At 38.7% G+C, this 24989-nt stretch carries 22 protein-coding genes; 12 read left to right on the top strand and 10 right to left on the bottom strand.

Going from position 1 to position 24989, the window contains the following annotated elements; all coding sequences use genetic code 11:
• Window positions 1-162: 162 nt before the first annotated feature.
• Entirely contained in the window at window positions 163-1251 is a 1089-nt protein-coding gene (locus tag PL8927_RS15330) for a nucleotidyltransferase domain-containing protein (RefSeq protein ID WP_083623089.1), read from the top strand.
• Between the two features lie 242 nt (window positions 1252-1493).
• Here the strand turns inward: PL8927_RS15330 and PL8927_RS15325 are convergent, their stop codons facing one another.
• Together PL8927_RS15325 and PL8927_RS15320 are read right to left on the bottom strand one after the other, a co-directional pair.
• Window positions 1494-2591, bottom strand: coding sequence for an S-layer homology domain-containing protein (locus tag PL8927_RS15325; RefSeq protein ID WP_083623087.1), 1098 nt, complete (start codon window positions 2589-2591; stop codon window positions 1494-1496).
• Between the two features lie 96 nt (window positions 2592-2687).
• Entirely contained in the window at window positions 2688-5225 is a 2538-nt protein-coding gene (locus tag PL8927_RS15320) for a glycogen/starch/alpha-glucan phosphorylase (RefSeq protein WP_083623085.1), read from the bottom strand.
• Between the two features lie 548 nt (window positions 5226-5773).
• On the opposite strand from PL8927_RS15320, the gene PL8927_RS15315 reads away from it, so the two are divergent.
• The 3 genes from PL8927_RS15315 to vapB all read left to right on the top strand — a co-directional run bounded on the left by PL8927_RS15315 (window position 5774) and on the right by vapB (window position 8815).
• Window positions 5774-7687, top strand: coding sequence for a S9 family peptidase (locus tag PL8927_RS15315; protein ID WP_083623083.1), 1914 nt, complete (start codon window positions 5774-5776; stop codon window positions 7685-7687).
• Between the two features lie 138 nt (window positions 7688-7825).
• Window positions 7826-8569, top strand: a complete 744-nt coding sequence (locus PL8927_RS15310; protein ID WP_083623081.1) for a Uma2 family endonuclease — start codon at window positions 7826-7828, stop codon at window positions 8567-8569.
• A gap of 48 nt (window positions 8570-8617) precedes the next feature.
• Entirely contained in the window at window positions 8618-8815 is a 198-nt protein-coding gene (vapB, locus tag PL8927_RS15305; RefSeq protein ID WP_083623079.1) for a type II toxin-antitoxin system VapB family antitoxin, read from the top strand.
• Here vapB and PL8927_RS15300 read toward each other — a convergent pair whose 3' ends face one another.
• The 3 genes from PL8927_RS15300 to PL8927_RS15290 form a co-directional block, all read right to left on the bottom strand.
• On the bottom strand, window positions 8816-9085 hold the full coding sequence (locus tag PL8927_RS15300; protein ID WP_083623077.1) for a type II toxin-antitoxin system RelE family toxin: 270 nt from the start codon (window positions 9083-9085) through the stop codon (window positions 8816-8818).
• 4 nt (window positions 9086-9089) lie between these two features.
• Complete coding sequence (locus PL8927_RS15295; protein WP_083623075.1) at window positions 9090-9305, bottom strand: hypothetical protein; 216 nt, start codon at window positions 9303-9305, stop codon at window positions 9090-9092.
• An 88-nt stretch (window positions 9306-9393) separates the two neighbouring features.
• Complete coding sequence (locus tag PL8927_RS15290; RefSeq protein ID WP_156093206.1) at window positions 9394-9561, bottom strand: hypothetical protein; 168 nt, start codon at window positions 9559-9561, stop codon at window positions 9394-9396.
• Between the two features lie 107 nt (window positions 9562-9668).
• Here PL8927_RS15290 and miaB point away from each other — a divergent pair, with 107 nt between their 5' ends.
• Together miaB and PL8927_RS15280 are read left to right on the top strand one after the other, a co-directional pair.
• Complete coding sequence (miaB, locus tag PL8927_RS15285; protein ID WP_083623073.1) at window positions 9669-11027, top strand: tRNA (N6-isopentenyl adenosine(37)-C2)-methylthiotransferase MiaB; 1359 nt, start codon at window positions 9669-9671, stop codon at window positions 11025-11027.
• Complete coding sequence (locus PL8927_RS15280) at window positions 11024-11578, top strand: hypothetical protein (protein WP_083623071.1); 555 nt, start codon at window positions 11024-11026, stop codon at window positions 11576-11578. Before miaB ends, PL8927_RS15280 begins: the two co-directional genes overlap by 4 nt.
• A gap of 146 nt (window positions 11579-11724) precedes the next feature.
• On the opposite strand, the gene PL8927_RS15275 is transcribed toward PL8927_RS15280, so the two are convergent.
• The 3 genes from PL8927_RS15275 to PL8927_RS15265 form a co-directional block, all read right to left on the bottom strand.
• Window positions 11725-13368: a serine/threonine-protein kinase gene (locus PL8927_RS15275; protein ID WP_083623368.1), complete on the bottom strand. Its 1644-nt coding sequence runs from the start codon at window positions 13366-13368 to the stop codon at window positions 11725-11727.
• A gap of 137 nt (window positions 13369-13505) precedes the next feature.
• Entirely contained in the window at window positions 13506-13919 is a 414-nt protein-coding gene (locus tag PL8927_RS15270) for a KGK domain-containing protein (RefSeq protein ID WP_156093205.1), read from the bottom strand.
• A 199-nt stretch (window positions 13920-14118) separates the two neighbouring features.
• Window positions 14119-16524 carry a dynamin family protein gene (locus PL8927_RS15265; RefSeq protein WP_083623067.1) on the bottom strand — a complete coding sequence of 802 codons (2406 nt, stop codon included), beginning with the start codon at window positions 16522-16524 and terminating at the stop codon, window positions 14119-14121.
• A 341-nt stretch (window positions 16525-16865) separates the two neighbouring features.
• Between PL8927_RS15265 and PL8927_RS28525 the strand changes: the two genes are divergently transcribed.
• From PL8927_RS28525 to PL8927_RS15250, 3 genes are all read left to right on the top strand, one after another.
• Window positions 16866-18752: a methyl-accepting chemotaxis protein gene (locus tag PL8927_RS28525; RefSeq protein ID WP_083623065.1), complete on the top strand. Its 1887-nt coding sequence runs from the start codon at window positions 16866-16868 to the stop codon at window positions 18750-18752.
• 539 nt (window positions 18753-19291) lie between these two features.
• Window positions 19292-19894, top strand: coding sequence for a superoxide dismutase (locus tag PL8927_RS15255; RefSeq protein ID WP_083623063.1), 603 nt, complete (start codon window positions 19292-19294; stop codon window positions 19892-19894).
• A 115-nt stretch (window positions 19895-20009) separates the two neighbouring features.
• The gene (locus tag PL8927_RS15250) at window positions 20010-20219 is read left to right on the top strand and encodes a hypothetical protein (protein ID WP_083623061.1); all 210 of its coding nucleotides are present in this window, start codon (window positions 20010-20012) and stop codon (window positions 20217-20219) included.
• Between the two features lie 200 nt (window positions 20220-20419).
• Here PL8927_RS15250 and PL8927_RS15245 read toward each other — a convergent pair whose 3' ends face one another.
• Both PL8927_RS15245 and PL8927_RS15240 read right to left on the bottom strand, forming a co-directional pair.
• A complete protein-coding gene (locus PL8927_RS15245) occupies window positions 20420-21115 on the bottom strand; it encodes a Mo-dependent nitrogenase C-terminal domain-containing protein (protein ID WP_083623059.1) in 696 nt (231 codons plus the stop codon).
• 226 nt (window positions 21116-21341) lie between these two features.
• Window positions 21342-21641, bottom strand: a complete 300-nt coding sequence (locus tag PL8927_RS15240) for a 30S ribosomal protein PSRP-3 (RefSeq protein ID WP_083623056.1) — start codon at window positions 21639-21641, stop codon at window positions 21342-21344.
• 184 nt (window positions 21642-21825) lie between these two features.
• Here PL8927_RS15240 and PL8927_RS15235 point away from each other — a divergent pair, with 184 nt between their 5' ends.
• The 3 genes from PL8927_RS15235 (at window position 21826) to PL8927_RS15225 (ending at window position 24931) form a co-directional block, all read left to right on the top strand.
• Complete coding sequence (locus tag PL8927_RS15235) at window positions 21826-22608, top strand: TIGR01548 family HAD-type hydrolase (protein ID WP_083623365.1); 783 nt, start codon at window positions 21826-21828, stop codon at window positions 22606-22608.
• Window positions 22609-22658: 50 nt separating this feature from the next.
• Window positions 22659-23570, top strand: coding sequence for an alpha/beta hydrolase (locus tag PL8927_RS15230; protein ID WP_231506031.1), 912 nt, complete (start codon window positions 22659-22661; stop codon window positions 23568-23570).
• A gap of 116 nt (window positions 23571-23686) precedes the next feature.
• Window positions 23687-24931, top strand: coding sequence for a glycosyltransferase family protein (locus PL8927_RS15225; RefSeq protein ID WP_083623054.1), 1245 nt, complete (start codon window positions 23687-23689; stop codon window positions 24929-24931).
• Window positions 24932-24989 lie beyond the last annotated feature (58 nt).

Here is a 24989-nt window from a genome sequence, read left to right as displayed (position 1 = left end):
GTTATATTATAGTTAAAAATAGATCTATAGAGGGTTAAATTTTATTAACCCTTGGCAAACTTTGATTTATATGCTACATTTATATTACACAATAAAATATTAACAGGCAATTTGTCAAAATATTGCCTCTTAATTCAATTGATTATCTATTTAAAACTGGCTATGAACCGTTTAGAAATTGAAAACCGTACTATTTTACTCACCTTAACAGGTTCCAGAGGCTATGGACTAGCAACAATCACCTCGGATTATGATTATCGTGGGGTTTTTATTGCCACAAAGCCCTATTATTTAGGATTTAATTTAATTGAACAAAAAGATACAGGCTGGACGGATGAACCTGCGGGTAAATTTCCATTTTTATCAAAAGATACCTGTTTGTATGAATTAAAGAAATTTCTGAGATTATCAACGGAAAATAACCCCAATATTTTAGAATTATTGTGGTTTAAAAACTATGTTGAGATTACAGAAGTTGGGGAATATCTAAAACAGCATCGCCAGATGTTCTTATCTAAAAAAGTCAAACAAACCTATTCTGGCTATGGTTATGCTCAAATTAAAAAGTTAGAATCCCATCGCCGTTGGTTATTGAATCCTCCGACTCATAAACCGACGGCGGCAGAATTTGGGTTAGTGGATACCCCGCCATTAACTGTTAGTCAAATGAATACTTTTTTGGAGTATTTGTATGGGTTAGTGCGCGATCGCATTGAATTTTTAGAACCCGCCAAAGAACTGTATAAACTCCTAACTGCTGATATTGATTTTAAAGGGATTTTAAAACAACATCCCTTACCCGAAGACACCTTAGAAATGACCCAACAGTTGGCAAATTCTTCTAAGGATTTTATTCAATTATTGCAAAAAAGTCAACAGTATCAACGAGCTTGTCGAGAATACCAACATTATCAAGATTGGAAGAAAAATCGCAATCCTGAACGCGCTGAAATGGAAGCTAAAGTCGGATATGATTGCAAATTTGCCATGCAAGCCATTCGGTTATTAAAAACAGGAATTGAGATTTTAGAAACTCAATCCTTAATCGTAGACCGTCGAGAAGCGGGGGATGCAGAGGAGTTATTGGATATTAAAAAGGGGAAATATGCCTATGATGAAGTTATGGAAATGGCAAAAACCTTGTATCAAAAATTGGATCAAGCGGAGGAAAATTCTACTTTACCCAAACAAGTGAATGGGGAAGCGGTGAATCAACTTTGTATTGAGTTAGTTTCTCAACAGGGATTTTGATCACGGATTTCACAGATTTTACGGATTTTTAGGGGCGGGGTATCCCCCAAAGTCCGTCAACTTAACCCATGTTAGCCCTGAACTAAAGTTCGGGCTAAGAGCTAAAGTCATCTAAAGATGACTCAAGACTTGTCTTTCTTAACCCGTTTTAACGGGTTTAAGCTTTTAGCCTGAAATTTATTTCAAGGCTTTTGGCATTAAGTTGACGGACTTTGGGTATCCCCGCCCGTAGCTGTCAATAGTCAGGGTGAATTCACAATGTAATCAGAAGCAATGGGTTGTGCTTTTCCCCGATAAACTAACCCTTGGTAAATCATAGATGACACTTCACCATAGGTTGCAGTTTGATTGGGATTGAGGGTATTTTTATCAGGATAATTAACGACTAATCCCGCTTCTGTGGCGGCGGCAACACCCTCAATAGCCCAGGGAGGAATTTGATTAGCATCTGTGAATATTTTCAGGGTTTGTTGAGGATTTGTAGGGGGTTTTAACTCTAACCCACTTGCTAAAGCGACTAACACTTGAACACGGGGAATTTCTTGTTTAGGTCGGAAGATATCTCCTGGATATCCTACTAAAAAACCCGATTGAGTTACTTCTTTTAAAGCGGGTTTAGCCCAGAAGTTTTGCGGAACATCCTTAAATTTTATCGGGGGTTGTTCGGGTTGTTTATTAAACGCCTTTTCTAATTGAGCGGCAAATTCTCCGCGTGTAATTTTTTCATCGGGTTTTAACGGTTTTTGATCAGACCCTGTTGCCCAATTTTTATTAATAAAATAGACCACAAACGGACTCGCCCAATATCCTTCTGGAATCAAAGAAGATTTGGCTGTTTGAGGTGTGGATTTTGTTGTTACAGGAGGTGGAGTCGTTGAACAAATATTTCCCCCATTAGGTTGAGTCGGACAAGCCGTTTCCGTTGGGTTGATGTTCGTTGTTTCGGGGGGAACTGGGGTAACTTGGGGCTGGGGGGACGTAGCAATGGACGTATCCGGTGCAGTTTGGGGAACTAACCCTAAAGCAATCCACCAAGGTTGATTGACTGTTGGTGCAGGTGTAGTGGCAGTTGTTGGGGGTTGGGAAGTCGTTCCCGATGGAGCCGAAACCCCGTCTGGAAGGGAATCTTCTAGGATTTTGGATAAGGTTTGATTTTCGGAAGAAGTTTGAGTTTGTGGGGGAGTTTGATCGGGGGTAAGGGTTAATTTACGGTTGGGGTGGCTTAAAGTCCAAAACAAAATTGTACCCATCGTTGCTAAGGCAACAATAATGGCAATGATCTCATCTAAGCGGGGATTCGACCGACCATTGGGGGGATCAGGGGGATAAGATTGTGACATGGATCACTCCTAATCAGGGAACAGGGAACAGGGAACAGCTTAACTGGGAATAGTCAACGGTCAACCGTCAAGGGTCAACGGTCAACCGTATTTAGGTTAATTAATCACACGCAATCCTGCTGCTTCGGGGTTATATCCTTCCATTTCAACAGGAACAGGTTTAACGTTCCAGATCTCGTTGCAATATTCGCGGATAGTGCGATCGCTAGAGAATTTACCCATGCGAAGGGCATTCAGAATCGACATTCTTGTCCATTTGGCTGTATCTTGGAAAGCTAAACTAACTTGTCGCTGACAATCAATATAAGCTTGATAATCGGCGAACAGCATATATTCATCATGGTACATTAAGGAATCCACCAAAGGTTTAAATAATTCCTCATTTCCATGGGAGAAATAACCTGATGAAATTCGATCTATCACTCCTTTTAACTCAGCATTTCGATGATAGTAATCGCTGGGTTTATAGCCTTTAGATTTTAAGGCATAAACTTCGGCTGCGGTTAATCCAAATAGGAAGAAATTATCAAAACCCGCTTCTTCTCGGATTTCAATATTCGCCCCATCCAGGGTGCCAATTGTTAAGGAACCATTCATGGCAAACTTCATGTTTCCAGTTCCAGAGGCTTCTTTTCCAGCCGTTGAAATTTGTTCCGATAAATCCGCCGCCGGATAGATGCGTTGACCCAAAGAGGCGTTAAAGTTTGCCAAAAACACCACTTTTAACCGTCCCCGCACATCGGGATCTTTATTAACAACTTCCCCAACGGCGTTAATCAATTTAATGATTAATTTTGCCATAAAATAGCCCGGAGCCGCTTTCCCCCCAAAGATAAACGTTCGGGGAGAGATATTAATATTGGGGTTCTGTTTAATCCGGTTATACAGGGTAATAATGTGCAGAACATCCAGATGTTGACGTTTGTATTCGTGAATCCGTTTCACCTGAATATCAAAAATCGAATGGGGATCAACTTCAACGCCATTATATTTCCAGATATAATCGGCTAACAATTTTTTGTTGTACAGTTTAATTTGACGCCACTGTTCACAAAACTCAGGATCATCAATGTGGCTTTCTAATTGACGCAGTTTATCCAAATCCTTGAGCCAACCATCGCCAATTTTAGAGCTATAAAACGCCGATAAAGTGGGATTACTTAATAAAATCCAACGGCGAGGAGTAACACCATTGGTTTTATTCAGAAACTTGTCTGGCCAGAGTTGATAAAAATCTCGGAGGGTATCTTGTTTCAACAATTCCGTATGTAGTGCCGCCACCCCATTAATGGCATGACTTCCAACACAGGCTAAATGAGCCATTCGCACAAATTGTTCTGGCCCTTCTTCAATTAAAGATAAGCGTCCGACTAACTGATCATCTTCGGGATACCAACGGCGAATATCTTCAATGAAACGACGGTTAATTTCATAGATAATTTGCAAATGACGAGGTAACAAATAGGCAAACAAACGCACTGACCATTTTTCTAGTGCTTCGGGTAACAGGGTATGGTTGGTATAGGCAAAGGTTTTTTGGGTGACTCGCCAAGCGGAATTCCAATCAATCCCGTGTTCATCCAACAATAACCGCATTAATTCTGCGATCGCAATCGCCGGATGGGTATCATTCAATTGAATGGCGGCGGTTTCATTTAAGTTATAAAGACCGCTATTGTGGCGTAGATGACGTTTAACAATATCTTGCAAAGAACAAGCCACAAAGAAATATTGCTGTTCTAAGCGCAATTGTTTCCCTTGGGGGGTGTTGTCATTGGGATACAAGACTTTAGAAATGGTTTCCGATCGCATTTTATCGGACACCGCGCCATCATAATTTCCGGCGTTGAAGGCTTCAAAGTTAAAATCATCACCTGCTTCTGCTTTCCACAGTCGCAGAGGGTTAACGGTATTGGTGTCATACCCTGGAACTGGCGTATCGTAGGGAATTCCGATCACGGTTTTGGCGGGAATCCAGCGAATCCGTTCCCGTCCTTTCTCATCGTGATAAATCTCGGTCAGACCGCCAAATTTGACTTCAATCGCCTGTTCAGGACGAGGAATTTCCCAAGGATTACCAAATCTTAGCCATTTGTCGGGAATTTCCGCTTGCCATCCATCTTGCATGGTTTGGTGAAAAATCCCAAATTCATAACGAATTCCATAACCAACGGCGGGAATTTCCAAGGTAGCCAGGGAGTCGAGGAAACAGGCGGCTAATCGTCCTAAACCGCCATTTCCTAAACCGGGGTCGGGTTCTTGTTCGAGGAGTTCATCTAAATTCAGTCCCGATTCTTCGACGGCCTGACGGACGCGATCATAGAGGTGTAAGTTAATTAAACTGTTACCAAGGTGGCGTCCCATCAGGAATTCGGCGGACAGATAGTAAACAATTTTGACACTATTGTCCTCGTAGGTTTTAACCGTTTTCAACCAACGGCTTAACTGGCGATCGCGCAAGGTATAGGCCAAGGCCATGTAAAAATCTTCCTTTGTGGCGATGGCTTCATATTTGCCCAGTTCATAGAATAGATTATCGGCAAAGGCCCGTTTTAGAGTTTCCACACTCGTTCCAGTGCGATCGTCCTCAATTTGGATGGGACATTGATTAATCGGAATCAAGGATTGAGTCATTCAGTCTCCTTTCTGAGCATCAATTAGCGTTCAAACAATCGTCTGGGTAACAGGATACAGATTTACTAGCGTTCGTGATGTTGTGTTTATAACTGTTGTTGGTCAACGATTCTGTATCCCGCCCCTGAATGATACAGATTATGTTGAACTCAAAATTACTTAAGGTCAGTTACGTTGGCATTTATTTTAGCTTGTTTATCAGTCCTGCACACCCCCACAGCAGAAATTAGCACAGCGTCGGGTTTCTGAGTGTCAGGGAAGTCTCCAAGAAGATCAACTGGCCTCAAGGGTTGAGTTTGGAGAACAATTCATCCTTTTTTGAAGAAAAAATAAACAGGCGATCGCATTTTAAACAAGTGACTCATCGGGTTTAGGAACTTGTACAACTAATTTAGAATGCTATATTCCTCTTTAGCTAGACATCTTTGCGAATTGTTATTTATTGCTCTTACAGAACAATTAAATGAGTGCAGAAATTTAAGTCTATATTCCTAAACTCTACAAGTGTTAAAATTTAAGATATTGCCCCAAATGAGAAAAGCAAAAATATGAGCAAAAAAACAGCACAATACGGGTCTTGGAAATCTCCCCTTATCGCCGATTTAATCGTAGAAGGAACCGTTGGACTGGGTGGGTTGACGGGGGATGGCGATAATATTTATTGGATAGAAGGACGGCCATCGGAAGCAGGACGCAGTGTGATTGTTCGTTTGACACCTGATAATCAATTAAATGATGTCACACCTCAACCCTTGAATGCTAGAACTCGTGTTCATGAATATGGGGGGGGTTCCTATATTGTTAATCAAGGAAATGTTTATTTTTCTAATTTTGTTGATCAACGTCTTTATCAACAGAAAATTCAAGGAGAAAATACCCCTCATCAAATTACTCCCGCACCTATTACTCCAGAAGGTGCATATCGTTATGCAGATGGAGTTATTGATTCCCAAAATCAACGGTTAATTTGTGTCCGAGAAGACCATACCCAAGGGGGAGAACCTGTTAATACAATTGTTAGTATTAATCTTAATAACAGTCAGGAGATTCGAGTTTTAGTCGAGGGTCATGATTTTTATGCCTTTCCCCGTTTAAGCCCCGATAATAAAAAATTATCTTGGATTTCATGGAATCATCCGAATATGCCTTGGGATGGTACAGAATTATGGATTGCTGATGTTAATTCTGAGGGTTCTTTAGGAGAAAAAATCTTAATTGCGGGAGGAACAGAAGAATCTATTTTTCAACCGCAATGGTCGCCGGATGGGGTATTATATTTTGTTAGCGATCGCTCGAATTGGTGGAACTTATATCGCTATACAGGAACAATAGAACCTTTACATCCAATAGCGGCAGAATTTGGTTTACCCCTGTGGGTCTTTGGAATGTCAACTTATGGGTTTAGTTCCGCAGAAAAGATTATTTGCACCTATAGTAAAAATGGTAATTCCTATCTAGCAAGTTTGGATACTAAAACTCTGCAATTACAGGATATTGACACCTCCTACACGGCTATTGATTCCTTAAAAGTTTCAGGAAATCAAGTCTTATTTATTGGCAGTTCTCCGACAGAAAGCAGTGCTATTGTCAAACTCAATTTAGACACCGGAGAACTGGAAGTATTAAGACGTTCTAGTCAAATTGTACTGGATAAAGGCTATTTATCCGTACCTCAACCGATAGAATTCCCCACAGAAAATGGTAAAACGGCTTATGGATTTTTCTATCCTCCTCAAAACAAAGATTATCAAGCTTCTGAAGCCGAAAAACCGCCTTTAGTGGTTAAAAGTCATGGGGGGCCAACGGCTGCCACTTCTAGCAGTTTGAGCTTAAAAAATCAATATTGGACGAGTCGAGGATTTGCAGTTTTAGATGTCAATTATGGGGGAAGTACAGGTTACGGACGAGAATACCGTCAACGGTTAAATAAAAGTTGGGGAATTGTGGATGTTGATGATTGTTGTAATGGGGCAAAATATCTGGCAGAACAGGGTTTAGTCGATGGAAACCGGATGGCAATTGCGGGGGGAAGTGCGGGCGGTTATACCACTTTATGCGCCTTAACTTTTAAGGATGTATTTAAGGCGGGAGCCAGTTATTATGGAGTCAGTGATTTAGAAGCTTTAGCAACGGATACCCATAAATTTGAATCCCGTTATTTGGATGGTTTAATTGGGGCTTATCCTGAAGAAAAAGCCATTTATCAACAGCGTTCACCGATTTATTCTGTTGATAAATTATCTTGTCCAGTGATATTTTTTCAAGGGTCAGAGGATAAAATTGTCCCTCCTAACCAAGCAGAAATGATGGTAGCAGCATTAAAAGCAAAAGGTGTCACCGTAGAATATGTTCTGTTTGAAGGAGAACAACACGGTTTTAGAAAAGCCGAAAATATTAAATCCGCTATTGATGGTGAATTTAATTTTTATGCCAAAGTCTTTGGTTTTGAACCTGCAAAATAAACCTTGATTTCATTATAAAGATTTGTTCTTGTTCCCTGATTTGGGATGGGGGTTTGAAGACCAAACCCCTACAATAAAATATTACAATATCAGCAAGAATTGCTATAATAGTCTGTAAACAGATAGCATCATTATATTATGTCTATCACACCGATTCAACCTCCAACAATTGATTTAACAGAAGTTATTACCGAGGATGATACTCCTGTGGATAATTTTCTCTCGGCAAAGTTACAGCGTTTATTAGTTGAATGTTTATATAGTTCTTGGCAAAGAACAGGAGAAAATTCAACCTTTTTAGCCGATGCAAATGTGGGGATTTTCTATGCAATTCGTCATCCTCCTATTGTACCGGATGTATTTTTATCTTTAGATGTTGAAGTCCCGCCAGATTTTCGAGAAAAACGAAATCGAACTTATTTTATTTGGGAGTTTGGTAAACCGCCCGATGTGGTAATTGAAATTGTTTCTAATCAAGAAGGTAATGAACTGGGGCGGAAGTTAATCGATTATGCTCGAATGCGGGTAACTTATTATGCAGTCTTTGACCCGTTACAACAATTAGGCGATATTTTATTACGAGTTTATGTTTTACGCGAGGGAAACTATCAAGCGTTAGCACCAACGAAAATTGAAAATCAATCTATCTTTTGGTTAGAACAAATTGGTTTAGGGTTAACTATTTGGTCAGGAATTTATGAAGAAAAACAGGAGCTTTGGTTGCGATGGTGTGATGATAAAGGGGTTATTATTCCCACCGGAAAAGAACAGGCTGAACGGGCGGAGAAATCTCGACGCAACGCGATTCCTCGGTTACGAGAAATGGGGTTAACAAATGAACAAATTGCTGACGCTTTGGGTTTAGATAGGGGAGAAATTTAACCCTCTTTTATCGACGTTTTCTCAAATTTATTTAGAGGATAGTGAAAAATGAAAATAGAAACAGCGATCTTAAAAAATGTCGAAAAATTACCTAAATCTGTTAAACAAGCAGTGCTTGACTATACGGAATTTCTTGTGAACCGATACAATGAGGAAACACCTCAAATAGAGAAACCTACCAAGCGAGGAGGACTTGGAATCTGGAAAGGTAAAATCTGGATGGCAGATGATTTTGATTCTCAATAATTACGGAAAGTAACGATAAAATTCTCGACGATGTAGAACCCGCATTACTTCTATAATATCTCCATTCACTTCTATTCCTATGCGGTAATCACCGATACGAATTCGATAGCGACTTGTATAACCTCGCATCGCTTTAATGTTAGGAATTTCTTCTAAAGTGTTGATAGCTTCCAGAGTTATAAATACTACCTCATAGATGCGTTGGTAGGATGTCGAACTTTTCAGTTGTTTGAGATCTTTTAAGAAAGCCTGACGATATTGAACTTTCAAGCCATTATTCCTCCAGATAAGCTAAGGCTTCAGAACGATTCAGCAATGGTGTATTCACAGCTTCATCAATCGCTTTATTCATGCAATAATCTTCTATAGCTTCAGTAAGTTCTTCAAAGGAAACTTCGTCAGTTGGCAACAATTTTCGCCAGATATCAATCGGAATGACCACAGCGATCGCTTCTCCATCTTTATTGGTAAGATAGTCAATATTAACCATTTTTTACTCCCTTGTTTTAGATTCAGATCCCCTACAATTATCCTAATTATAGTTTAACTCTAAAATCTAATTTTTTCAATAATAATTTTTAAATATCTTTAGACACAGAGCGCCGTTTTCTGATTCCTTTGGTTAAAATTGCTAACAAAAATCCTGTTAAAAATGCTAATTCTAACGCCGGATTTTGAGTTGTTAACAAAAAAGACCCGACAATGGAAATAGCAGCTAAAGTGTAGACAATTTGTTTGGGTTTCATCGTTCTGAACCGTAAATATTACAAAAACAGACAAAATCAATTATAATAAACTGTGTAGAGAGGTTGCATTTAACCTTTTTCAAGAAATAGGAGACTGCTAAAATTCGATGAGTACAAATTCTCGACGTTACCATATTACAACTTTCGGCTGTCAGATGAATAAAGCTGACTCTGAACGCATGGCGGGTGTTTTAGAAGAAATGGGATTTGATTTTACTGAAGATCCCAATGATGCCAATGTGATTCTTTATAATACTTGTACGATTCGAGATAATGCCGAACAAAAGGTTTATTCCTATTTAGGAAGACAGGCAAAACGCAAACAGGAAGAACCGAATTTAACCATTATTGTCGCCGGATGTGTTGCTCAACAGGAAGGGGAAACCTTGCTGCGTCGGGTTCCTGAAATCGATTTAGTTATGGGGCCACAACACGCCAACCGTTTACAAGACTTATTAGAACAGGTGTTTGATGGCAATCAAATTGTTGCGACAGAAGCCATAGAAATCATCGAAGATATTACTAAACCCCGTCGAGATAGTGAAGTGACGGCATGGGTTAATGTGATTTATGGTTGTAATGAACGCTGTACTTATTGTGTAGTTCCTAATGTGCGCGGGATTGAACAATCTCGCAGACCAGAAGCTATTCGTGCTGAAATTGAAGAATTAGCTCGTTTAGGGTATAAAGAAATAACATTATTAGGACAAAATATTGATGCCTACGGTCGTGATTTGCCCGGTTCAACTCCTGAAGGTCGGCATTTATATAACTTCACGGATTTATTATATTTTATTCATGATGTACCCGGTATTGAACGGATTCGATTTGCCACCAGTCACCCCCGTTATTTTACCGAAAGATTGATTCGAGCTTGTGCGGAACTTCCGAAAGTTTGTGAACATTTTCACATCCCGTTTCAGTCGGGAGATAATCAGCTTTTAAAGGCAATGGCACGGGGTTATACCCATGAAAAATATCGCCGAATTATTAATACGATTCGGGAGTATATGCCGGATGCTTCTATTAGTGCGGATGCTATTGTCGGATTTCCTGGGGAAACCGAGGAACAGTTTGAAAATACACTAAAATTAGTGGATGATATTGGCTTTGATTTGTTAAATACCGCAGCTTATTCTCCTCGTCCAGGGACTCCGGCGGCGTTGTGGGAAAATCAACTGAGTGAGGAGGTGAAAGCTGATCGTTTACAACGATTAAATCGCTTAGTTTCTGTTAAAGCTGCTGAACGTTCACAGCGTTATTTTAACAGAATTGAAGAAGTGTTAGTTGAGGGAACAAATTCTAAAGATCCTTCTCAAGTTATGGGGCGGACACGGGGAAATCGTTTAACGTTTTTCTCTGGAAATTTAGCGGAATTAAAAGGTCAACAGGTGAAAGTGAAAATAACCCAGGTAAGACCCTTTAGTCTAACTGGAGAACCTGTTGAGTTGTGTATACCTGTATGACCGCTAAAAATCATTTGAGAACGACGATTTTATCCTTGGGTTTGGGGTTAGTTGTAACAGGAATGGGAGTGAGTGCGATCGCCTGTCAAACCTCCTTTAATTCCCTAACTCCTCAAGGGGAGGAGACTGTAAATTATTATTGGGAGTTACCAAAAGTTCCCTTAAATACTGGGGAAACAGAGAAAAATCCCGTACAATTACCCCAACCGCAGGCGAATGGAGATTATCAGCGATCGCCTCATTCTTCCTGGGAAGCAACCAACCCCAATGCTCAAGGAATTGATTGTCGGATGTTAGGAAATACCACTTATGAAAAATTAGAAAATCCCAGCAATAAAACCGAATTAAATATTGATAATTGGCCTGTAGTTGGACAATTAAAACCCGGACAAGATTTTGAAATTAATTTAGGCCCTGCGGGATTTGGTGTGGTTTACGATACGAAACAACAACCTTGGATTTATGTTGAAAAAACCGATGAAGCAGGCGCACCTTCCCAATGTTTTGTGCGGGCAAATCAACGGTTTGTACAACCGATTTCTCCTCAATAGATTATACCATAAAACCCTGTTTTTTTGACAATACTGTCGCCATTTTTGAAGTTACCACAAAGACACAAAGACACGAAGAAAGAGAGAAGGATTATCAAGGCGAGGGTATTGTTTGAGAAACCGGGTTTTTATCTATCACTCAATGATTAATTGATTTTACAAGTTTCTATTTTTTCTGCTAAAATTTCTAAATGTTGCCACCATTTTCCGGTAGCAATAATCCAATTACGGGTGGGTAAATGTCCGATGGGAGCAGAGATTTTATATTCAATGCCATAATTAGGATTATGGGGATTATAAGTTAACCATCCAACTTGCTGACAAAATTCTCCATAATCTCTTTCAGTTTGTTGATAAATTTGATTTTGAATACTAAACCCAAACCGTCCATTACTATATTTTACCCAAAGATGATTAATAGTTTTTAAATCTTCACAGGGTAAGTTTTCTAAATCCTTGGCGTGTATGTAGGCTTTTTTAGATTTTTTGAGTGCTGCACACAAGACGAGCCAGGTTTCTTGATCCGCTAGTTTCCACCGTTTTTGAGCTAATAGAGTTTGTAGTTTAGTATAATCAACACCAACGGCAGATTTTAAAGGATCATTTAATGGCTGATAGCCAAAATTCTCTTTAATTCGATCTAATAAACTAGGCGTTTTAGGAGGAGTTTGGGGGAGTTTTGGAGATGTCTTTTTAATAGAAATAACAGGTTTAACTGCAATATTTATAGAACTTTCAAAAGATTCAATGTCTTTTAAGGCTTCTTCGGCAGATTTATAACGCTGATTAATTGCGGGGGAAATTAACCGATTTAATACGGTTTCTAAGCGATCGCTAATGATTTGTTGAGACGATAAATAATTTTTCCAATTCCATTGATCATTATGCTCATCATATAATTTTCCTGGGGAAATTCCCGTAATTAAATATAAACAAGTGACTCCCAAACTATACAAATCACTGGCTGGATAAACATTTCCTCTAGTTTGTTCAGGAGCCATAAATTCCGGTGTTCCAATAATTGTTCCACTGTGGAGTAAAGCAGTTCCTGTTAACACTTTTGCTACGCCAAAATCAATGAGAACAATATCACCTGTTTCTATATTTTGGTTAATTGTATTTTGAGAATTTTTCTCTGAAAAAATATTTGAAATCTGCTGTTTGAGTTTCAGACTAATTTGAACCTGTTCCTGTTCTCCCATTTTCAAAGTTGGAGGACTTTGGGTTAAATCTTCAACAGGATTTAATAAATTTTGAAGCGGATCGAGAGAACATCGCCGCATCAAATTAGCGGGTTTAATATCTCGATGAATAATATTTTGTTCATGAATAAACTGTAAAACTGGAAGAATTTGTTTTAACACTTGCCAGATTTTTTTCTCTGAAAATAATCCGCTTTCTTTAAGTTCATCAAATAAAGTTTTTCCCTCAATATATTCTTGCACAATAAACAATTGTTGATTTTGCTCAAAATGAGCTAGAAGTTGAGGAATTTGAGGGTGTTTTCCCAATTGATCTAAACGCACTGCTTCTTGACGAAATAATTTGGCTGCGGTTTCATAATCCTTGGGGTTTTCATATTGAAACAAAAATTGTTTAATCACACAATAGGGATGGGAAGGAATTTGTTGATCAATTGCTAAAAATGTTCTACCAAAACCCCCTCGGCTTAAAGGTTTTATAGCGAGATAACGGTTTTGAAGTAATAGAAATTGACCACAACCTTGACAATATTCGGCTGAGTTGGGATTTTCTGGGTGAGAACATCCTACGGTAAAACAGTAACTCATCGCAGGGGTGGGGGGATGGGGAAAAAGGATTGTTGAGCCGATAATAGCACAACTCATCCTTAGTCGTATATAGAGTAAAAACCAGATTTGTTAAACAATACCTTCGCCAATTTCAAGAGGGAGTAGAAGAAACCAGACTACTTCGTCTCCTGGTTTAATTTCTGACGAATATCATCTAAGGATTTTGCTACTTTATCCATTTCGTCTATTTTTTCTTCCTCTTGAAATTCTACTTCTTCTAGTTCATCAGGACAAAATTCGAGAGTAACTTTAATTCTAACCTTTCCGGGTTGCCATTCCTTCGCTCCTAATTTTAAAAGTTTACACTCTTTTCCTTCTTCAAACCATTGTTGATTACAATATTTACCACCTACAATTATATGAAATATGTCACTAGATTGTTGACCAGAAACTGAGATTATAATAGACTGTATAGAGTCTTTTAAAGCACTCTCAAAATTTTGTTTAATTTTTTGAACAAGAGAAGTATGATTCTCAAACAATAGAACTTCATAATCTTCACAATTTTCTGAATCAACAACATCACTCATATTGATTATTAGCCTCATAAAATATCCATAAATTTATTATAGAGTTATAAATATAATTTGTCAATTTCAAAATATTATAGTAAATTAAATGAATTATTCAGGTAAATGTAGATAATCCTTCTTCCTTTGTGTCTTAGTGCCTTTGTGTTTCCTAAAAAAATAGCAACAGGGAATAAGGTGGGCAAAGCCCACCCTACTATTAGAAGTCTAAACGCTGATCACTGGTACTAGAATTAGAGATGGTTGGTAATAAATGTTCAAACAGTTGCATCGACTGTAAACAACTATTAATCTCTGAAACAAATTGATTGTATTCCTCAATCTTTTGATTCACTTCTGACTGAAATCGAGCATTAGTTTTGATTTTTTCCTCCGCTTCCTGTTCTAAGGTATTCTCTAAATAAGCTCGCGCTTGACTGTATTGCTGCATAATTTCTTCCCCTTGAATTTCTGTCATCGGTAATAACTGGGTTTTTAGGGTTTGGTTAACGGTTTGACGGAAGGTTTGATTAATGGTTTCTGCAACTTTAGGTTCTAAATCTAACTTCAACAATTGACGAATAGCGGGTTCTGCATCAAGCATTGCTTTAATATCATAACTGGATGAGGTTTGTAATAGGGTTTGGCGAAATTGATAAATTGAAAATGTCCGTTCATCATAGAAGTTAGGACTTTCTCGGACATAGCGATCGCATTCTGTTTTAGCCATCGCAACTAACGCTTGATTAACTTCTTCTTCTAACCGTTTTAACCGCAGTTCTATTCCGCCATCATTCCCTAATAAACGATTGAGTTTGCGATAATATTCGGTCTTGCGAACTCGTTCAACTAAACGACGGAAAAACCCAGCATTTACAGATTGAACCGCCTCTACTAAAATATCCTCTAATTGGTTCGCCAAATAATACAAAGCTTCGACTAAAACCGCTAATAACGGTGCTGTTGCATTGCGAGGATGGCTGAAGGTTGCACGACTATAGGCTTCTTTTACAGAAAAAGCATCTAATAATTCATCTAAACGTCTTACCATCCGAGATTGTAATTGATTAAAATCCTGCTCAAAGCCATCACATTTACTGGTAATAATCCGATTCACTTCTTCTGCAATATGATCTCGAAACTCCTGTCCGGCTTCTTGCAATTGTTGATTTAGAAGTTGTAATTCCTGGGCTTTCATCGATTCAATTTCACGCGGTTGACTGTCTAATTCCCGTTGAATTGATTCGTAATACTTGCGGAGAGGAATACAAATATCTTCTAAATCATCGGCTAGATTTTTAAACAGTTGGGGACGTTTTTCTTGGGTTAAATAGTAAGTAATTGCGGTACGAAAATCTTCAATTCCACTATCTTTAATTAACTGATCCATTAAGGGTTGTCCCCAATCTGCTAAAATTCTCACATAGTTTTGGTTGGGAGATTCATAGCCATTAATGGTGACTCGAAATTGGAGCGGAAGCTTCCGAGAACTACCACAATAGTTATTAAAAGCATAGACAAATTGAGGGGTTTCTTCTTCTCCCCCAAATCCTTTTATACTTTCAGCAAAAATACTATCTAATCCAAAGCGATCGCGTCCCGTTGTTGATTTAATTTGACTCCCATAAAACCCTAATAATCCACTGGTTTTATAGACTCTTGTAGTATCCTGAAAATCAGAATAAATTAAGTTATCTAACCGTTGACGCAGTTGGGCATTATACCAAGTCTCATCAATGCGATTAAAGATATAAAAAACGCGATCGCGGATACTGGGATTTTGACGCATCCGTTCTAACAGTTCTGTTTCTTCTATTGTCATTTCTCCCGCCGATGCAGGTTTCAAAACACAGACCACCGCCGATGTATCGGGGTTCTCGATTTTGCTATAGGTTAATTGGGCATCTTTTTCAACTGGGGCATCAATTCCAGGGGTGTCAATAATGACATTTCCATCTTTTAATAGGGGATGATAGCAATAGTATTCGATGCGTTTTAAGACCGCGCTATTACTGCCACGACGGGCATAACCCGCCGCTTCTTTGAGGTTGGAAAAGTTGAACTGTTCCATCGAATAGGTGGCGTTGTTGAGGGTGTGAATGCGATCGCGGTTTTCCACAAACCCTTTGATTAATAAATCTAAAGCCTTGGCTTTTTTGGCCCGTTCAGATTTATTCACGCCTCCTTCTTGCTGAATAATTTTGTCACATCCTTCTACTAATAAATCAATCACATCATTGCGATTAATATTAACATTAGAAGACAGTCCTAAAAGTTGACATAAAGCCGCGACTTGTTCCCGAATTTCGGCTTCACTTAAAAAGGTTAAAACCACCCGTTCTTCATCCGGTTCCGCATAATCAATATAACATTCTGTTCCGGTGGCGTGTCCCTCTGCACTATATAATAACTCCCGTTCTAAAAGGGCGTTAATTAACATTGATTTTCCCGCACTAAACGCCCCCGCAAACACAATTTCAAACTTGGGAGAAATGACTTTATTCAAAGAAGCACGAATAGCAGTAATATCTTGTTGTCGCAGGGAAGGTTCTTGATGCAGGAGTTTGACTAAGCCATCAACTTGATGTTGTAAATTTTGGCACTGAGGTGATAGTGGATTATTCATCTGGAAAACCAAGAGTGTTAATAAAATTATCTCAGTTTAGATTATCCCAGAAAAGGGACAGCTTGGGTATTAAATTTTACTTTAATTTAGAGTTTTGCTGTAAGTATCTGTCAGATTTGGGACTAATTTGTTGATTTTAACTTCTGTCTGCTAATTTTTTGACCCTTTAGGTTTAATTAAGCTAGAGCTTCCCTAAAGTCGCTTTTATTGCATTTGTTATCCTGCAAAAAAGGGAGTTATGATAACGGATGTAAATAATTCGTAAACCTGCGAAGATCAGAAAAAGTATGATAGGATTATAATGATACAATATTGAAGAAATAACTAGCTCAAAAAAGCGTATGTCAAAGTTTAACTGGTATGGAAAATCTCAAAGTAAATTTTTATATTTACTCATCGCTAGTATTATTTTTCCCGTTCTGGCTGTTAGTTCTTTCAATATTATTAATTCTCGCCAATATTTAATAGATTCCGTTGTTCGTTCCATGAAAAATGAACAACAAAATAGTGGAGAAACAATCAATCTTTTGTTGGAAAATTTTAAATCTGATGTTTTATATTTAAGTGAAACACCCCCCATTCAAGGAATTGTTCGAGCTAGAGATAATAAAGGGATTGATCCTCAAGATAAATCTACCTATGAAAACTGGATTGAGCGCTTAACAATTATTTTTACATCTTTCCTGCACAATCGACCCTATTACGATCAATTGCGTTATCTGGATGAAAAAGGGAATGAACTATTGAGAGTTAAAGTAGTCAATGGTCAAGTTTTAGTCATTCCCTCTAACCAGTTACAGAATAAATCCTCATCGGAATACTTTTCTAAAAGTTTAGCATTAGCACCGGGACAAGTTTATATATCTCCGATTAATTTGAATCGAGAAAACGATCAGATTGAAATTCCCTATAAGCCGATTATTCGTTATGCAACTCCCATTTATAATCAAGCGGGAGAAAAACGAGGAATCATCATTGCTAACATTTTAATTGAACGGTTGTTTGAACTGGCTGACAATGATAGTTTGACTTCGGACATGAGCCAACAATTTTTAGTCATTAATCAAGAGGGATATTATTTAAGTCACCCCATTCCAGAAAAGCGCTGGGGATTTGAATTCAATAACAATAATAATTTAAAGAATGATTATCCAGAACCTATTGTTAATCAACTGCTATCGGGAGAAAATGGTTTGATTACAGAAAATTCTAATTCTATTATTACTTTTAATACCATATTCCCCAATACAGTTACTCGTCAAAACCCTTTCATTTTAATCTATGAAACTCCTAAATCTGTTGTTTTAGAACCGATTAATCACTTTATTAGAGTAGCGATCATTGTTACCTTAGTAACTGGAGGAATCTTTATTATTTTTGGAGTAATTTTATTCAGAAAGTTAGTTAATTCTATTCTGGAAGTTGTGGGTGTAGTTACATCCTTTTCAAATCAGATCTTTTCCACAATTAATGAACAAGAACGCATTGCTAATCAACAATTATCTGCGGTTCAAGAAACAAACGTTACTATGGATGAATTAAGCGCATCCTCTCAACAGTCGGCTCAACAAGCAGAAGGCGCTGTATTCGGTGCTAAACAAGCTTTAGTGCGTGTAGAACAGGGAACAACTGCGATTCAAAAAGCATTGCAAGAAATGGAAACCCTAAAAATTAAAGTAGAATCCATAGCCGAAAAAATTGTGCAATTAAGTGAACAAACTCATCAAATTGGTAGCGTTTCTGATGTGGTCAGTGATTTATCCAATCAAACCAATATGTTAGCCTTAAACGCCGCCGTTGAAGCGGTACGAGCCGGAGAACATGGTAAAGGATTTGCTGTTGTTGCTTCTGAAATTAGAAAACTATCCGATGCGAGTCAAAAATCTAGCCAAAAAATCAATACCTTAGTTAACGATATTCAACGGATGATTCAAACAACAGTTGTTGTCACCGAAGAAGGCACAAAAAATGTTGAATCTGGGGTTCATATTGCTCACCAAACGGCTCAGGTTTTTACCGATGTGGCAAAATCAATGGAACAAATTGTCGAAAGTAGTCAACAGATTGCCTTAACTTCTAAACAACAAGCTTTAGCGATTCAACAAGTGAATCAAGCCATGAATAATCTAACCCAAGGTGCGAATGAAACCGCCCTGGGAGTTAATCAAATTAAAAGCGGAAGTGAAAAACTGAATGACGCTACTCATAATTTAAAAGAAGTTTTATAATTCTTTGTTGGCTGTTGGCCGTTGATTATATTCTTCCCCAACAGCCTGAGAATAGAGGGCGGGTTTAGTCAGATAATTACTGATCATTAAAGATTGTCTCGGAACCCGCCCCTACGGTTTAATTGTTGATTATTGCTCAAAGGCGAGCGGATTTTTTCAACCACAAAATGTAGGGGCGGGTTCTGTAATTATCTTCAATTCTCACCAAGAGCTTTTATAAACCCGCCCCTCTTAAAAGCGATCGCCTTTCCTCTCTCCTTGTAGGAGAGGGCAGGGAGAGATGGGAAGCGGGTTGGGGGTTTAGGTCTTAGGGTTGGCAATGGAAAATGAAACAGCCCTGCTCCGTCTAAGGATAGATAATCCTGATTCTTTCAGATAATTAAGCGCAAAACGGCAAAATTGTGTAATTTTTGAGCTAAAATCAAATCGACGTAAAGATTTGTTTAGAGTTACCCCCAGTAACCCTAAACTCTACAGAGAATCAAAATCTGGCTCAACGTTTCCTAATTCCTATACCTATTGAGAGAGGATAGAACACAATGGCTTTTGAACTTCCAGCGTTACCCTATCCGGCCGATGCTTTAGAAGCAAGCAAGATGTCGGCGCAGACCTTTTCCTTCCATCATGGTAAGCACCACGCGGCTTATGTTACAAATCTAAACAATCTGATCAAAGACACTGACCTGGCGGATAAATCCTTAGAGGAAATTGTCACAGCAACGGCGAATGACCCCGCCAAAGCCGGAATTTTCAATAATGCGGCTCAGGTGTGGAATCATTCTTTCTTCTGGAATTGCATGAAACCCGGTGGAGGCGGTCAACCCACAGGTGCTTTAGCAGAAAAAATCAATAAAGATTTTGGTGGGTTTGACAAATTTGTAGAACAATTCAAGGCTGCGGCTACTACTCAATTTGGTAGTGGTTGGGCTTGGTTAGTGTTGGATAATGGCACACTGAAAGTCACAAAAACGGCTAATGCGGCTAACCCCATTGTTGATGGGGCGACTCCCTTATTAACCCTAGATGTTTGGGAACACGCCTATTATCTCGACTTCCAAAACGCTAGACCCGCTTACATTGAGAACTTCCTCAGTCAACTGGTGAATTGGGACTTTGTTGCAGAAAATTTAGCTTCTGCCTAATTAAAGATTCCTGAACAGTTAGATTGAAACCAGACCAAGACAGTCATTCTATTTCGAGGGCTGTCTTGTTTGTTTTTACAGTTTTCGGCTTGTCCCCTAGATTAAAATTCTGATCATGAATAGTCAAGAACTAGCCCGATATATTGAAAGTACAAATGGTATTTCTAAACCTTGGTTATTAATGCAATTGAGGTTAAAAAAACTCCAAGAACGTCGAGCAGAAATCTCCCAGGAAGAATATATCCAAGAGTTAGCCGAACTGCATCAAGAGTTAATTAATTTGGGAGAATGGTGGTTAGGAATTGAAGATGAAGTCTTTGGGTGAACTACCCACACTTCTCTACGAGTAAGTGTGGGCTTCCAACTTCGACTAATGTTTGCTACTTATGCACCTGTAGAGACGTTGCATGCAACGTCTCTACAGGGGGTTAGGAGAAGCATCAGTAGCATCTATAATTACACAAGTTTTTGAGAGAAAATCAAACAGCCCTATTCCCTATTCCCTGCTATATTTACCCCCAAAACCTAACAATATTTCGAGATATCTTCATGACAATCATCAGCTAGATAACACAACGCCCGGAAACGTAACCCGATAAATTGTTCATATAAAGGATTCAGTTTGCACATCGGAGGAATATGAACAATTTTGCGTCCAAAGATAGTGAGATCTCGTTCAAAAGGACATTGAGGAGGAATTAATTTACACACCGCATGGGCAACTTTAGAATCATGAATTTCTAAGTCATCTAACCAATGTTTAACTGGGGAAAGAACATCAAGATGATGATCATCATGGCTGTGTTGATTAATACAAATTTCTCCTAATTCACCCGCTTGAATTTGGGATAAATCTTGTAAGGTTTTTCGCAACGTGTCTAACGCATCAACTTGTAGGTTTAATGCTTGACAATATTGGTGTAATAAATCATCCTCACAAATTGAGTAAATTCCATCGGCTAAAGCCACCATTACAGCCGTTCTCAGGAAGTTTTCTGCTATTTTAGGATGAGTCCCCAAAACAGCCCCTAACTCCTGGGGTGAAATCGGATCTAAACTGTCAACATCCGTAACAGCGACTAATTCATCATGGGTTAACGCATCAATTAATTGATGTTCTTCTTGATCAAAATTCCCATCCGCCCAAGCTAGGGTTAACAGTCCCCGCATCCAAGCCAGGGTTTGCTCTTTGGTATATAAAGTTTGAGATGTGCTAGTCATAGGTTGGCCTCTTCGCAATATCTCCTATCCAAATTTCTTAGTCCCTGTTATTTTCCGTTGAGTTCCTCGGAAGAACAAGACTAAGCTTTTCTGCCTATTCCTATGCTAACTTTGAATTCCTAGAAGTGACGGACAAACTCTGCTAATTAATGCAAAACCAACGCCCAGCATTTGCTATGGCGTTGGAGTCTTCACACAATCAAAACATATCTCAAGGTGAAGGAGATCAGCTGCTCCCTGTAAAGATAACTTCAGGAAATTTGCCTTGGGCTTCGCTCATCGGGCGATTTCTGCCTTCTTCTTGCCAATAATTGATCACTTCGGTTGCTTTGTTAAGCAAACTGATTTGATCTTCTTCGGAAATCCAACGCTTGGATTCCATTTCTGTTTTCAGTTGTTCCCAAGCATCGTTGCGGGGCCAGAAAAAGTAAGAGGTTAAAGGACTTGTGCCTTTACCCACCACTTGATCCACCGCCAGTGCAACATTCTCATCCAGCCAGAGAACTTTTAATACAAACCTTGACAATTACACCTCCAGGTCTACCCCAGGCTTAACTAAAAATACTACAATCCTTTATAATACCTGATCTTGAACTGAATCTTCCAGAATTTGTTAACTTGATCAATTTTTATCGAGATTTGCGTGGATGTAGGATTCAGGTGTAGCCTTGAGCATGGCAGAAGCTCAACGGTCTAAGGGTGACTCAATGATGAAAACAGCTATCGTGGTTTTTGATATTGATGGGGTAATTCGGGATGTCGGGGGTTCCTATCGACGGGCGATCGCCGATACCGTAGAACACTTTACAGGTGGCGCCTCCCGTCCCACCCTCACGGATATTGATTACCTCAAGTCTGAGGGTATTTGGAATAACGATTGGGAAGCATCTCAAGAATTAGTCTATCGTTATTTTGAAGCCCAGGGACAAGCCAGAACCGGAATTTCCCTCAATTATCAACACCTGATCGACTTTTTCCAGTCCCGCTATCGAGGGCCAGATCCCGAACAGTGGACAGGTTATATTGGCTCAGAACCCCTACTCTGTACCCCTAATTATTTCAAAAATTTGACCGAAAATCAGATGCTTTGGGGTTTCTTTAGTGGTGCGATGCGAGATGAAGCCCTCTATGTTTTGCAAGGTAAACTGAATTTAGGTATCCCCGTATTAAGGGCGATGGAAGATGTTCCAGGGAAACCTGATCCAACGGGACTATTTGAAGTCATTGCAGAATTAGAAACCGAAGAAAATCAACAAACTCCCGTTCTTTATGTTGGGGATACTGTTGCTGATTTGTACACTGTAACTAAAGCGAAACAACAACAACCTGAGCGTTTTTGGATCGGTGTTGGGGTGCTTCCGCCCCATATTCAACAAGCTGATTTAGAACGTCGTCAAACCTATCAGCAAAACTTAGAAAAGGCGGGAGCAACAATTGTATTAAATCAATTAGAAGAATTAACTCCCGCAAAAATTAAGGACTTAATTTCTTAATCTAATTGCCTTTTTATTAAAAATCAGCGTCAATATGGGTTTAATGTGCGGTGAAATTCCTGATCAAAAATTGGTTTAATTTTTTCTCTAAAAATCAAGCTTCAAACCCTTCTGCTATTCTTAAAGAGGGTTTTATTGATTCGGTAACGGGTCGGCATAGTTTGGATCGTCTCTATGAAAAATTTGCTAAACCGCAAGTTAAAGGACTGTTTGAACCGGATGCTCCTTCGATTTATATTAATCATAACATCGGACAAAAGGTTTTAGGAGACTATATTATTGATCAAGTGTTTGAAGATAAACTAACCGGATTTTATGCCGAGGGTCGTCTTCCCTTAAAAGCGAATCAACCTCCCGTTTTAGTGATTCGAGGATATGGGTCATGGTATCCATTTTATCGAGTTTTAGAAGATACACCCGATGTGTTTATTGCCAGTTGGCAAGGACAGTTAAAAGCGGCAGAAAAAAAAGGAGCGATCGCTTGGTTAAAACAACACAGTCAACAGGGACAGAAACCCGATATTATTGGGGAAAGTTTAGGAGGAAAAGTGGCTCAACAGATTGTACTCAAATACTCAGATTATATTCGCTCAACGGTGACTTATAATTCCTTGGGAATTTCACCCGAATTAACTAAAAATAGTAAAATTAATAATATCTTTCACTATTTTACATTAGGAGAACGCTATGCGTTTTGGGCAAATCAAGGCAGTTATCTCCCCGGTTATTGTTTTCAAATCTCTAAACGGGGAGTTAATTGGGTTTATAAACTAGAAAATAAAATAATAGCAAAAGCAAACCTTTCAGAAATTAAAAAGCATCTTAAATCTCGTAATCTATCACAACTATTTTGGGTATTTATAGCTCAGATTATCTTGCTTAAAAGACATAATGATATTATATTAAATTGTCGTTCTCCTGTTGTTGATATCATCAGTTTGGATCAATTGCAAAATATTTGATTTATAGCGATCGCCAGTATGATTAGGACAAATATTGATCCTCAAACCTAAATAGTCAAGTCTTTTTATTTCCATTCGTAATTCGTAATTCGTAATTCACAATTCCCTGCTTTAATATGGAAAATCCTATTGATATTTTAATCCTTTCTAATGGCCCCGGTGAAATTACAACCTGGGTGCGTCCCGTTGTTCAAGCCTTACGAGAACAACTACAAAATCAACCTGTTCAGGTGAGAATTTCTTTAATATTATCTCCTTGTCCAAATGCGACCGGAAAAGAAGTTAATATAGCTCATTCTTACCCAGAAATTGATCGAGTTCAAGGTGCGGAATATTTTTGGCAATTTTTATTATGGGGAAAAACTCAAGAAAACTGGGACTGGTATAAACAAGGTGTCGTTTTATTTTTAGGGGGAGATCAATTTTTTACCGTAGTTATTAGTAAACGCTTAGGCTATCACAGCGTAATTTATGCCGAATGGGAGGCGCGTTGGTGGCGTTATATTAATCGTTTTGGGGTGATGAAATCAGAGATTTTAGATACTATTCCTCAACCTTATCAAGCTAAATTTGAAGTGATCGGAGATTTAATGGCAGATGTAGCTTTATCAAGTTCTTCCGCTATAATTTCTGATGATATCATCATTGGATTATTACCCGGATCTAAATCTGCAAAATTAACCCAAGGTATCCCATTAGCCTTAGCGATCGCTGAATATTTACACCAAAAACGACCTCAAGCCAGATTTATTATTCCTGTTGCGCCTACCTTAGATTTACAAACCTTAGCTAATTTTGCCGCTCCTCAATCTAACCCAATTATAGCAAAATTTGGAGGAATTTCAGCCCAACTGCATTTAGGAGATCCAGCTTATTTAGAAACAAAAAATGGGGTAAAAATAGAACTTTATACCCAGTTTCCCGCTTATGATTTACTTTCAAACTGTCAGATTTGCTTAACAACAGTGGGAGCCAATACCGCCGAATTAGGCGCCTTAGCTGTTCCCATGATTGTGTTATTACCTACTCAACAATTAGATGCGATGCGTTCTTGGGATGGGATACCCGGAATGTTAGCCAATTTACCCGGATTGGGTTCTATTTTTGCTAAAATTATTAATGGGTTAATATTAAAACAGGGTAAACTATTTGCATGGCCGAATATTTGGGCAAAACAGGAAATTGTACCCGAATTAGTAGGAGAACTCAAACCCGAAGATATCGCTAATTTAGTTTTATATTATTTAGATCATCCTGAACAATTAGAAGCCATGCGCCAGCGTTTACAACAAGTCAGAGGGAAACCAGGAGCCGCCCAAAAATTAGCAACTATTATCCTCAACTCTTGTAGTTTAGAATAGTGGGGCGGGTTTATTTAGATTTATTATTATTAACAAAAATCTGGGCGAACCCGCCCCT

It is taken from the genome of Planktothrix serta PCC 8927 (assembly GCF_900010725.2).
Taxonomy (GTDB): Bacteria; Cyanobacteriota; Cyanobacteriia; order Cyanobacteriales; family Microcoleaceae; genus Planktothrix; species Planktothrix serta.
This window is presented reverse-complemented; position numbering and strand designations above follow the sequence as displayed.

Bases quoted from the DNA above. Each gene is read 5' to 3' on its own strand.
- PL8927_RS15330 (WP_083623089.1), top strand. From the start codon at position 163: ATGAACCGTTTAGAAATTGAAAACCGTACTATTTTACTCACCTTAACA.
- PL8927_RS15325 (WP_083623087.1), bottom strand. From the start codon at position 2,591: ATGTCACAATCTTATCCCCCTGATCCCCCCAATGGTCGGTCGAATCCC.
- PL8927_RS15320 (WP_083623085.1), bottom strand. From the start codon at position 5,225: ATGACTCAATCCTTGATTCCGATTAATCAATGTCCCATCCAAATTGAG.
- PL8927_RS15315 (WP_083623083.1), top strand. From the start codon at position 5,774: ATGAGCAAAAAAACAGCACAATACGGGTCTTGGAAATCTCCCCTTATC.
- PL8927_RS15310 (WP_083623081.1), top strand. From the start codon at position 7,826: ATGTCTATCACACCGATTCAACCTCCAACAATTGATTTAACAGAAGTT.
- vapB (WP_083623079.1), top strand. From the start codon at position 8,618: ATGAAAATAGAAACAGCGATCTTAAAAAATGTCGAAAAATTACCTAAA.
- PL8927_RS15295 (WP_083623075.1), bottom strand. From the start codon at position 9,305: ATGGTTAATATTGACTATCTTACCAATAAAGATGGAGAAGCGATCGCT.
- PL8927_RS15290 (WP_156093206.1), bottom strand. From the start codon at position 9,561: ATGAAACCCAAACAAATTGTCTACACTTTAGCTGCTATTTCCATTGTC.
- miaB (WP_083623073.1), top strand. From the start codon at position 9,669: ATGAGTACAAATTCTCGACGTTACCATATTACAACTTTCGGCTGTCAG.
- PL8927_RS15280 (WP_083623071.1), top strand. From the start codon at position 11,024: ATGACCGCTAAAAATCATTTGAGAACGACGATTTTATCCTTGGGTTTG.
- PL8927_RS15275 (WP_083623368.1), bottom strand. From the start codon at position 13,368: ATGAGTTACTGTTTTACCGTAGGATGTTCTCACCCAGAAAATCCCAAC.
- PL8927_RS15270 (WP_156093205.1), bottom strand. From the start codon at position 13,919: ATGAGTGATGTTGTTGATTCAGAAAATTGTGAAGATTATGAAGTTCTA.
- PL8927_RS15265 (WP_083623067.1), bottom strand. From the start codon at position 16,524: ATGAATAATCCACTATCACCTCAGTGCCAAAATTTACAACATCAAGTT.
- PL8927_RS28525 (WP_083623065.1), top strand. From the start codon at position 16,866: ATGTCAAAGTTTAACTGGTATGGAAAATCTCAAAGTAAATTTTTATAT.
- PL8927_RS15255 (WP_083623063.1), top strand. From the start codon at position 19,292: ATGGCTTTTGAACTTCCAGCGTTACCCTATCCGGCCGATGCTTTAGAA.
- PL8927_RS15250 (WP_083623061.1), top strand. From the start codon at position 20,010: ATGAATAGTCAAGAACTAGCCCGATATATTGAAAGTACAAATGGTATT.
- PL8927_RS15245 (WP_083623059.1), bottom strand. From the start codon at position 21,115: ATGACTAGCACATCTCAAACTTTATATACCAAAGAGCAAACCCTGGCT.
- PL8927_RS15235 (WP_083623365.1), top strand. From the start codon at position 21,826: ATGAAAACAGCTATCGTGGTTTTTGATATTGATGGGGTAATTCGGGAT.
- PL8927_RS15225 (WP_083623054.1), top strand. From the start codon at position 23,687: ATGGAAAATCCTATTGATATTTTAATCCTTTCTAATGGCCCCGGTGAA.